The organism is Thiocystis minor (assembly GCF_016653465.1).
GTDB classification, from domain to species: Bacteria; Pseudomonadota; Gammaproteobacteria; order Chromatiales; family Chromatiaceae; genus Chromatium; species Chromatium minus.
On sequence record NZ_NHSQ01000150.1, the window covers coordinates 25803 to 35499 of the forward strand.

General features: G+C 62.4%; 8 protein-coding genes and 1 pseudogene. 5 read left to right on the forward strand and 4 right to left on the reverse strand.

Features of this window, described 5'->3' with window-relative positions:
* Positions 1 to 65 precede the first annotated feature (65 nt).
* The 3 genes from CCR95_RS20260 to CCR95_RS20270 all read right to left on the reverse strand — a co-directional run bounded on the left by CCR95_RS20260 (position 66) and on the right by CCR95_RS20270 (position 2579).
* Complete coding sequence (locus tag CCR95_RS20260; protein WP_201097856.1) at positions 66 to 1406, reverse strand: ammonium transporter; 1341 nt, start codon at positions 1404 to 1406, stop codon at positions 66 to 68.
* Positions 1407 to 1429: 23 nt separating this feature from the next.
* Positions 1430 to 1768, reverse strand: coding sequence for a P-II family nitrogen regulator (gene glnK, locus CCR95_RS20265; protein WP_201097860.1), 339 nt, complete (start codon positions 1766 to 1768; stop codon positions 1430 to 1432).
* A 76-nt stretch (positions 1769 to 1844) separates the two neighbouring features.
* Positions 1845 to 2579 carry a TorF family putative porin gene (locus CCR95_RS20270; protein ID WP_201097861.1) on the reverse strand — a complete coding sequence of 245 codons (735 nt, stop codon included), beginning with the start codon at positions 2577 to 2579 and terminating at the stop codon, positions 1845 to 1847.
* A 370-nt stretch (positions 2580 to 2949) separates the two neighbouring features.
* On the opposite strand from CCR95_RS20270, the gene ubiK reads away from it, so the two are divergent.
* The 5 genes and pseudogenes from ubiK to tnpA all read left to right on the forward strand — a co-directional run bounded on the left by ubiK (position 2950) and on the right by tnpA (position 8401).
* On the forward strand, positions 2950 to 3216 hold the full coding sequence (gene ubiK, locus CCR95_RS20275; RefSeq protein ID WP_201097865.1) for a ubiquinone biosynthesis accessory factor UbiK: 267 nt from the start codon (positions 2950 to 2952) through the stop codon (positions 3214 to 3216).
* A 16-nt stretch (positions 3217 to 3232) separates the two neighbouring features.
* Complete coding sequence (locus tag CCR95_RS20280) at positions 3233 to 4759, forward strand: YifB family Mg chelatase-like AAA ATPase (protein ID WP_201097867.1); 1527 nt, start codon at positions 3233 to 3235, stop codon at positions 4757 to 4759.
* Between the two features lie 278 nt (positions 4760 to 5037).
* Positions 5038 to 6957, forward strand: a complete 1920-nt coding sequence (abc-f, locus tag CCR95_RS20285; RefSeq protein WP_201097869.1) for a ribosomal protection-like ABC-F family protein — start codon at positions 5038 to 5040, stop codon at positions 6955 to 6957.
* Positions 6944 to 7513 (forward strand): DUF2939 domain-containing protein, encoded by a 570-nt coding sequence (locus CCR95_RS20290; RefSeq protein ID WP_201097871.1) that lies wholly within the window; start codon positions 6944 to 6946, stop codon positions 7511 to 7513. The genes abc-f and CCR95_RS20290 overlap by 14 nt, the downstream gene beginning before the upstream one ends.
* A 454-nt stretch (positions 7514 to 7967) precedes the next feature.
* A pseudogene (gene tnpA / locus CCR95_RS20295) lies at positions 7968 to 8401 on the forward strand (IS200/IS605 family transposase).
* 327 nt (positions 8402 to 8728) lie between these two features.
* Here the strand turns inward: tnpA and CCR95_RS20300 are convergent.
* Positions 8729 to 9697, reverse strand: a 969-nt coding sequence (locus CCR95_RS20300; protein WP_201097873.1) for an IS110 family RNA-guided transposase, incomplete at its 5' end; no start/stop codon positions are given.

Genomic DNA, 9697 nt, shown 5'->3' on the forward strand with positions numbered 1-9697 from the left:
TGCTCCGTGGCAGGTAGAGAAAAGATCTGGGTGGCGGCCGAATCCATTCGTCCGCCGCGAACGGTTCAGAGAATGTAACCGCGTTCGTCGTGCTGCGAGAGGTCGAGTCCCTCGGTTTCCTGCTCCTCGTTCACCCGCAGACCGATCGTCAGATCGACCAGTTTGAGGATGATATAGCTCAAAACCGCCGTGTAGACCAGGGTCACCAACACGCCCTTGGTCTGGATCCAGAGCTGGCCGGCGATGGTCACGCCATCGGCCAGACCGGCGCCGCCCAAACTCGCGGCGGCGAAGATGCCGGTCAGCAGCGCGCCGACGATGCCGCCGACGGCATGAACGCCGAAGACATCGAGCGAGTCGTCGTAGCCCAGCGCCCGCTTGAGCTTGGTCGAGGCCAGGAAGCAGATGACGCCGGAAGCCGCGCCGATCGCCAGCGCGCCGAGCGGACCGGCAGTCCCGGATGCGGGTGTGATGGCGACCAGACCGGCAACGGCGCCGGTGGCGATACCGAGCACGCTGGCCTTGCCGTGGTTGACCCACTCCGAGAACATCCAGGCCAATGCCGCGGTGGCGGTGGCGATCTGGGTGACCAGCATCGCCATGCCAGCGCTCTCGTTGGCCGCGACCGCGCTGCCGGCGTTGAAGCCGAACCAGCCGACCCACAGCATCGAGGCGCCGATCACGGTATAGCCGAGGTTATGCGGCGGCATGGCGGTGGTCGGATAGCCCTTGCGCTTACCCAGCACGAGCGCCGCGATCAGGCCGGCGACACCGGCGTTGATATGCACCACGGTCCCGCCGGCGAAGTCGAGCACGCCCCAGTCCCACATCATGGCGCCGTCGCCGCTCCACACCATGTGCGCGATCGGCAGGTAGACGATGGTGAACCAGATCCCCATGAACCACAGCAGGGCGGAGAACTTCATGCGCTCGGCAAAGGCACCGACGATCAGGGCCGGGGTGATGATCGCGAAGGTCATCTGGAAGGTGGCGAAGACCGTCTCGGGGATGGCGAGGGTCAGGCTCTCGCGGGTCACGCCGCCCAACAGAACCTTATCGAATCCGCCAATGAAGGAATTGAGATTCAGGACACCTTTTTCCATCCCGGTGGTCGAGAAGGCCAGGCTATAGCCGTAGATCACCCAGAGCACGGTCATCAGCGCGGTGATCGCGAAACACTGCATCAGCACCGAAAGCACGTTCTTGGAACGCACCAAGCCACCGTAGAAGAGGGCCAGGCCGGGGATGGTCATGAACAGCACCAGCGCGGTAGCGGTCAGCATCCAGGCGGTATCGCCACTGTTCAGGACGGGAACCTCCTCCTGCGCCAGCGCGAGCATTGGGGCCAGGGTTAGCAGGCCGGCCAGGGCCGGTGTAACAAGCCGTTTGGGATCCAGTTTGGACATCGATAGGGTCTCCTTAGCGGCGGTCACAATGCGTCCGGCCCGGTCTCGCCGGTACGGATACGAATGACCTGATTGAGTTCGAACACGAAGATCTTGCCATCGCCGATCTTGCCGGTGCGGGCGGCATTGCTGATCGCCTCGATCACCTTCTCGACCATGTCGTCGTCGACGGCGATCTCGACCTTGATCTTCGGCAGGAAATCGACGACGTATTCGGCGCCACGATAGAGTTCGGTATGGCCTTTCTGGCGTCCGAAGCCCTTGACTTCGATGACGGTGATGCCGGAAACGCCGATGTCTCCCAGCGCCTCGCGGACATCGTCGAGCTTGAAGGGTTTAATGACGGCTGCAACCATTTTCATGGCGTTTTAGCTCCTGTTGAAGACTGGGGCGATCACGCCCCAAGCCGTGGGGTTGACGTCGCGAAAGTTGCCGAGATCAGAATTCCTTATTCCAGCCGATCCATAGCTTCGGATCCTCGTCGTAGGTGTCGCGGCCGATCTGATCGTAGTTGAAGCTGAAGGTGCCGAAATCGCCGGCTTCGCGGCTGATGGAGGCGCCCCAATGGCCATAATCGTTGCCGCCTTCGTTGTAGCGGAAGTCGTAGTATCCGCCGTGGAGATTCAGGCCCAGGTTATAGGGCAGCACGAAGTCCAGCGCGGCGTGATAGTAAAGGTCGCCTTGGATGTAAAGCGCCTCGGAGTCAGCGACGCCAGGCGCATCGTCGGCCTGCCCGTAAACGGTGTAGGCAATGCCCGTGGTAAGCCATTTGTAGGTCGTGCTGGCGCCGATCTCGGCAAAGTCGAGGTCGCGGCCATCCGGATACGCGATGTAGATCGCGTTGATGTCGTAACTGAAATCATCATTGATCGACTGACCGAAACCGGCGGCGACGTCGAGTTCATAATTGGTGTCGTTCCCCTCGCTGTCGAGGAAATCAACATTCGACAGCCAGGCTCCGGCGTGGAAACCACTCACGTGGGCATAATCGAGTCCGCCCTGAACCGCTGGCTGATTATCGGTCTGGGTCTGTCCGCGCCACATGTAGTTGCTGACGACGCCAATGTTGGCGCTGATCGAGTGGGGATCCTCGGCCATGGCGGCCTGAAAAGCGCCCGCGCTCATGGTCAATGCGCCAACTGCCAGTGCGGCGCTGATGTGTTGTGGTTTCATTGGGTTGTACCTCTTCATTGCCCAGGCATCTATATAAAGCGCGGCGAACTGGCGCCTGGCATAAGGCCGGAAAGCCGCGACGACTTACGTTTGACTTATGCATGGTACATGCCATTCTATGATTGGGGCAAAAACAAGACGTTTTTGTTATTTGCACCAAATTTACAACAGATACTGCACCAACTTAAAACAGCACTTTTGGACATGACTCCGGCTTGCACCGCAAGAGTGCGGCTTTCGGCGCAGACGCGAGAACGCACCATCCCTATAATGTTCGCTAGCATTCTCCCCCGGCCGCTTTCCCCCAACGAACGGGCCGCGGTTGATTTGTCACGGGTCGCAACCGACCCCCGCGCAGAGGTAACTCCCAATGTTGGATCCAAAACAATTCGACGACCTGTTCCAGCGTCTGTCCTCGGCCATGCCGAAGGGTATCCAGGTGTTGCAGGAAGACATCAATCGCAACCTCCGGGCTTCACTAGAATCGGGGCTGGCCCGGCTGGATCTGGTGACGCGCGAGGAGTTTGACGTGCAGTCGGCGGTGCTGGCGCGGACACGCGAAAAACTCATCGCGCTGGAGACGCAGGTGACGGCGCTGGAGCAGGCGCTCGCGGTCAGCCGACCGCAAGCGGACTGAGCGCGCGGCCAGGGACTTGGCGCTCTGCATCCTATACAGCCGCGCCCGCGTCGGCATCCATGCCCCGGCGGTGACGGTCGAGGTCCATCTGTCCGGCGGGCTGCCGTCGCTCTCGATGGTCGGCCTGCCGGAGCTGGCGGTGAAAGAAAGCAAGGATCGGGTGCGCGGCGCCCTGCTCAACGGGCGTTTCCGCTTTCCCGACGGGCACGTCACCATCAATCTGGCGCCCGCGGATCTGCCCAAGGAAGGCGGTCGGTTCGATCTGCCGATCGCGCTCGGCATCCTGGGCGCCTCGGGTCAGGTTGCCACCAATGCGCTCGATCACTATGAGTTCATCGGCGAACTGGCCCTGTCCGGCGCGCTACGGCCGGTCAATGGGGTGCTGCCAGCGGCGGTCGCCGCGCGCGACGCGGGCCGCGAACTCATCCTGCCACGCGAGAATGCCGCCGAGGCGGCGCTGGTCAGCGGTCTGTCGCTGCGTCCGGCGGGTCATTTGATGGAGGTCTGCGAACATCTGAACGGCACCCGCCCGCTCTCCGCCTTCGTGTCGGGCGAGGATTCCGGCCATGACGACGATCCCGCCTATCCCGAACTGGCCGAGGTGCGCGGCCAGGAGCATGCCAAGCGGGCGCTGGAGATTGCCGCCGCCGGGGGGCATAGCCTGCTGTTGATCGGCCCGCCCGGCACGGGCAAGTCGATGCTGGCCAACCGGCTGCCGGGTCTGCTCCCGCCCATGACCGAGTCGGAGGCGCTGGAGACGGCGGCGATCCGCTCGGTCAGCGACCGGGATCGGTTTGACCCGAGCCGCTGGCGCGAGCGGCCCTTCCGGTCGCCGCACCATACCGCGTCTGGGGTCGCGCTGGTCGGCGGCGGTAGCAATCCCCGGCCGGGCGAGATTTCGTTGGCCCATCAGGGCGTGCTCTTTCTCGACGAACTGCCGGAATACGACCGCAAGGTGTTGGAGGTGCTGCGCGAACCGCTGGAGTCGGGCCATATCGATATCTCCAGGGCGGCACGACAGGCGCGCTTTCCGGCGCGCTTCCAGTTGCTGGCGGCCATGAATCCCTGTCCCTGCGGCTATCTGGGCGACAGCAGCGGGCGCTGCCGCTGTACCATCGAGCAGATCGGGCGCTATCGCGGACGCATCTCCGGCCCCCTGCTCGACCGCATCGACATGCACGTCGAGGTACCCCGGCTCGATGTCTCGCGGCTCGGCGGACCGCGCCCCGCCGACGCTGAAACCACGGCGCAGGTGCGCGCGCGGGTCGCCGCCGCCCGCGCCATCCAGCAGACCCGCTCCGGGAAGCCGAACAACGCGCTGACACCAAGCGAGATCGATCGCGACTGCGCGCTCGACGAGGCCGGGCGGCGTCTGATGGAACAGGCGCTGACCCGCCTCGCGCTCTCGGCGCGGGCCTACCATCGGATCCTGAAGGTCGCCCGGACCATCGCCGATCTTCAGCAGGCGAACGCCATCGATTCCACGCACCTGAGCGAAGCCATCGGCTATCGTCGTCTCGACCGGGGACAGCCGCACGCCTGAGCGCGGTGACGCCAACCGACAGGCCATCCGCGAGATGGCGCCACCGGGCCCGCCCTCCACATTCTCTTTTTAGCGACACTTTAGGCAAACCGCGCAACAATTTGATGAGGGAAATCCCTTCCATCTGCTAGAATGGCGGTCACAAAATCCTATTTTGGTGGCATGCATGCAACAATTTATGCCGCGTCGACGCTTGGATTGAGCTTCACCGCACCCCGTTTTCCGTCATCCGCGCAGGGCATCGCGTTGACCTCTTCACTCTCCTTGCCGCGACGATCATGCTTCAACTGAAAGACCTGAGTTTCCGCCGTGGCCCCAACCTCCTGCTGGAGGAGTCGTCGCTCGCCATCTATCCCGGCCAGAAGGTGGGTCTGGTGGGCGCTAATGGCTGCGGAAAATCGAGCCTCTTCGCCTTACTGCTGGGCGATCTGCACGCGGACGCGGGCGAGTTTTCGATCCCGACCGGCTGGGAGGTCGCGCATGTCGCCCAGCACACCCCGGACACCGATCGCGCGGCCATCGAGTTCGTGCTGGATGGCGACCGCGAACTGCGCCAGATCGAGAGCGAGCTAACCGCCGCCGATGCTGCCGGCGACGGACTGCGTCACGGCGAACTGCTGGGCCGGCTGGAATCCATCGGCGGCTACGACGCCGAAAGCCGCGCCGCGCGTCTGCTGCATGGCCTGGGCTTCGCGCCCGGCGACGAACGCCGCCCGGTCAACAGCTACTCGGGCGGCTGGCGGATGCGTCTGGCGCTGGCGCGCACGCTCATGTGCCGCTCGGATCTGCTGCTGCTCGACGAGCCGACCAACCATCTCGATCTGGACGCCGTGATCTGGCTCGAAGGCTGGCTCAAGAGCTATCCGGGCACCTTGCTGCTGATCTCGCATGACCGCGACTTTCTGGACGCGGTCGGCAGCCACATCCTGCACCTGGAACATCGGCGACTGACGCTCTACGCGGGTAATTATTCCGCCTTCGAGCGCCAGCGCGCCGAGCGGCTCGCCCAGCAACAGTCGGCCTATGTCCGTCAGCAACGCGAAATCGCCCACATGCACAGCTTCGTGGAGCGCTTCCGCGCCAAGGCGACCAAGGCGCGTCAGGCGCAGAGTCGGGTGAAGGCGCTGGAGCGCATGGAGCTGATTGCGCCGGCGCATATCGACTCGCCCTTCCGCTTCGGTTTCGAGCCGGCCGGAAATCTGCCCCGTCCACTGCTGCGGATGGACAAGGCGACGGCCGGCTATGGCGCGAAGCCGATCCTCCAGAGCGTCGGCTTCAGTCTGGAGCCGGGCGACCGCATCGGTCTGCTGGGACGCAACGGGGCGGGCAAATCCACCCTCATCAAGGTGCTGGCCGGCGAGCTGCCGCTATTGTCGGGTCAGTGCGAGCGCGCGCAGGATCTGCGCGTGGGCTATTTCGCCCAGCATCAACTGGATCAACTCGACCGCCACGGCACCCCGCTCGGCCATCTACGCCGACTCGATCCGAACGCCACCGAACAGACCCTGCGCAACTATCTGGGCGGTTTCGGTTTCGCCGGCGACCGCGCGCTCGATCCGATCGCGCCGCTCTCGGGCGGCGAGAAGGCGCGACTGGTGCTGGCCATGATCATCCGTCAGAAGCCCAATCTGCTGCTGCTCGACGAACCGACCAATCATCTGGATCTGGAGATGCGCCACGCGCTCAGCGAGGCGTTGCAGGGCTTCGAGGGGGCGCTGGTGTTGGTCTCGCACGATCGTCATCTGCTGCGCGTGACCAGCGATACCCTGATGCTGGTGGACGGCGGCGGGGTGCGCCTGTTCGACGGCGATCTGGACGATTACCCGGCTTGGCTGGCGGGACGCGATCCAGCCGCGCGGCCGGCGGACGCGACGGACAACGCTCGCGACGGCGGCGACCGCAAGCAGCAGCGTCGGCAGTCGGCGGAGGCGCGCAAGGCATTACAGCCGCTGCGCGACCGCGAAAAGCAGTTGGAACAGCGGCTCGCGACGCTCAACGCACGCCGCGCGGCCCTGGATCAGGCGCTGGCGGCATCCGATCTCTACGCGCCCGAGAGCAAGGCGCGACTGCTGGCACTGCTGGCCGAGCAGCGTCAGGTGAGCGCGGATCTGGAAGCGACCGAGGACGCCTGGCTTGAGGTCAGCGAGTCCATCGAACAATTTCATGCCCGCGACGATGACTCGAATGCGCGCGCGTGAGAAAGCGGTTCTATTGATGCCGGCGCTTGCGCGCTCGCGTCATCGGATCTGGGTGCTCATCCGTCACTGGTGGCGACTCGCGCGTCGGTCAGTCAGACGCTTATCGATCCTGGGGCTGGCGCTGGTTATCCTCTACGGACTCTGGCCCTATGCAACACTCTGGCGCCTGAATCGCGCACTCGCCCAGGGTGATGAGACGACACTGGAGCAGCTGGTGGACCTGGATGCGATTCGCGAAGAACTGGCGCGCCGACTCAACAAGGAGCGCGTCAGCGCCATCGATGGCTTGTCTGACAACTTTATCGAGTGGTTGGAATTGGGGATCCGACATCATGGCATCCATGCGCTGGAACACAGTGTCACGCTCGATTGGGTGCGGGAGCAGCTGACCTCAAGAAGGCTCCCGAAGGACGGCTCGCCACCCATCCCCGCTGTCGGCTTTTTCGAGAACCCGAGGTATTTTCGGGTGCGAATCGGTCAGCGCAACGCGCAGCCGGTGATCCTGCGGCTGCACCTTGACCGGCAAGGCTGGCGTGTCTCGACCCTCTACTATTAAGGTGATTTTCTGAAAACAATCTACCCAACAGGAAGGTGATGAATGGACAGGATTAACAGAATTGCTCAGGATGGACAGGATTTTGTAAAAAGCTGTTTTTAATTCTACTTTGTTAACTTTGACTGTCGCATAAATTAATGAATTTTAAGTTATTTTTTATTAGGCGCAATAAATCTTCATTTACTATGCCCCTATTGAAGATAGATGTTGGCGGTTTATGGGTGATTATAGGCGCTCAACGCGCCACTAGAACCCTATTGTTTATGTGTATTTTTGTTTATTATCATAAAATTTAAACACTTAAAGATTTTTTGAAGGTAACAAAGTAGAATTAATCGTAACGTAGAAATCCACGCCCTTTGGGCGTGGTCAGAGTTCAACGGCTTTGCCGGTTGAACGACTCATTTGCTACTCCTGTGGCGTTGTCCCCACAACGTTCGATCAGGAGAAACCAATGAGTCGATTCAGGAAATTATCACATGCCATTTGGCACTGTCAGTACCATATTGTCTGGGTGCCGAAGTATCGTTTCCGCATTCTGACTGGTCGTGTCGGCGAAGAAGTCGCCCGTTGCATCAGAGCGTTTGCCGAGCAACAGAAAGCGGAAGTCATCGAGTTGAACTTCAAGCCGACCATGTGCACCTGTTAGTCATGGTCCCGCCCAAAGTGGCTATTTCGGCGTTTGTTGGGACCGTCAAAGGTCGCACGGCGATTCGGGTCTTCAACCAATTCCGTGAACTCAAGCGTAAGCCCTATTGGGGAAATCATTTCTGGGCACGCGGCTACTGTGTCGATACCCTGGGCCTGGACGCGGAGAAGATTCGCGCCTATGTGCTGTATCAAGAACGCCGCGAGAAACGGGCTGAACAGCTCGGCCTAGACCTCTAACCATATATGGTCCGCCCCGCGATGCAAGAGGGAAATCGCTGTTTTTGACAGAAGGAGACGTTGCAGCCATCTATCCGGCATCGGTGAGGTGTCGTCGCCGACCCTCGTGCCCTGATGGAATTCGCGCGCCTTCCCGTCCTCATCATCCTGACAGTCTCGGCTCAGCCGGCTGATGGGTAAACCAGGTTTTCAGGAAGGCAGGCCGTGCCTTTCATGCCATCACCGTGATGTTCACTCTTCGCAACTCGTGGTGTTCGGTACTCGTTACTCGGTGGCGACGACCGGAAGGTCGCGGCTCAACCCGCCTGAGGGCGCGTCTCGCCGGTCTTAAGCGGTGGCCGCGATCGGCTTGCCGACCGCCGGGTCGTCGGGCTTGCCGGTGCTCATGACGGCATCGGCGATCCGTGCAATCTTGTTGGCCAGCGCCACGACGGCGACATTGGTGTGACGGCGTGCCTTGAGGGCCGTCGCCCAGCGGCTGGTCGGATCCTCCTTGCGCTCGACCCAGCGCATGACGGCGCGTGCCCCGTGGATGAGCAGCTGGCGCAGGTAGACGTCGCCGCGCTTGCTGATCCCGAGCAGGCGCTCGCGTCCGCCGGTGGAATGCTGCCGCGGGACCAGCCCGAGCCAGGCGGCTAAGCCGCGACCGTTGCGAAACAGGCTGACGTCCTCGCCGACAGCCGCCAACAGTGCGGTCGCCACGAGGGCACCGATGCCGGGGATCGTCATCAGCCGCTGGACCGTCTCATCGCTCTGGGCGATCATCTGAATCTGGGTATCATCATGGGTCACCTGCTCATCGAGATGGCGCAGTTCCTCAAGCAGGCGGTTGAGTTCGGTACGAAAGCGCTCGCTCAAGCCGTTGTCGGCGTCCTCGAGAATCTCGGGCAGGCCTCGCATCAGCGCCGCGCGCCCTTGGGGAATCTCGATTCCGTCTTCCAACAGCAGACCACGCACCTGGTTGATCTGGGCGGTGCGCCGCTCGACGTTGAGACGGCGCATCCGATGGATCGCCTGGATGTCCTGCGGCTCGACCGTCTTGATCGCCACAAAGCGCCTGTTCGGCCGCTGCACCGCCTCGCAGATCGCCTCGGCATCGACCGCGTCGTTCTTGTTGGATTTCACGAACGGCTTGACGAACGGCGGGGCGATCAGCCGCACCTCATGGCCGAAGCCGCGAAACACCCGCGCCCAATGGTGCGCGCTCCCGCACGCCTCCATCGCCACCAGGCACGGTGGGCGATTCGCCATGAACGCGCTCAACGTCCCGCGGTTCACCTTCTTGCTGAGCACTTG

What these genes read in the sequence shown, in the direction of transcription:
- CCR95_RS20260 (WP_201097856.1), bottom strand. Translation starts at nt 1,406, where the DNA reads ATGTCCAAACTGGATCCCAAACGGCTTGTTACACCGGCCCTGGCCGGC.
- glnK (WP_201097860.1), bottom strand. Translation starts at nt 1,768, where the DNA reads ATGAAAATGGTTGCAGCCGTCATTAAACCCTTCAAGCTCGACGATGTC.
- CCR95_RS20270 (WP_201097861.1), bottom strand. Translation starts at nt 2,579, where the DNA reads ATGAAACCACAACACATCAGCGCCGCACTGGCAGTTGGCGCATTGACC.
- ubiK (WP_201097865.1), top strand. Translation starts at nt 2,950, where the DNA reads ATGTTGGATCCAAAACAATTCGACGACCTGTTCCAGCGTCTGTCCTCG.
- abc-f (WP_201097869.1), top strand. Translation starts at nt 5,038, where the DNA reads ATGCTTCAACTGAAAGACCTGAGTTTCCGCCGTGGCCCCAACCTCCTG.
- CCR95_RS20290 (WP_201097871.1), top strand. Translation starts at nt 6,944, where the DNA reads ATGCGCGCGCGTGAGAAAGCGGTTCTATTGATGCCGGCGCTTGCGCGC.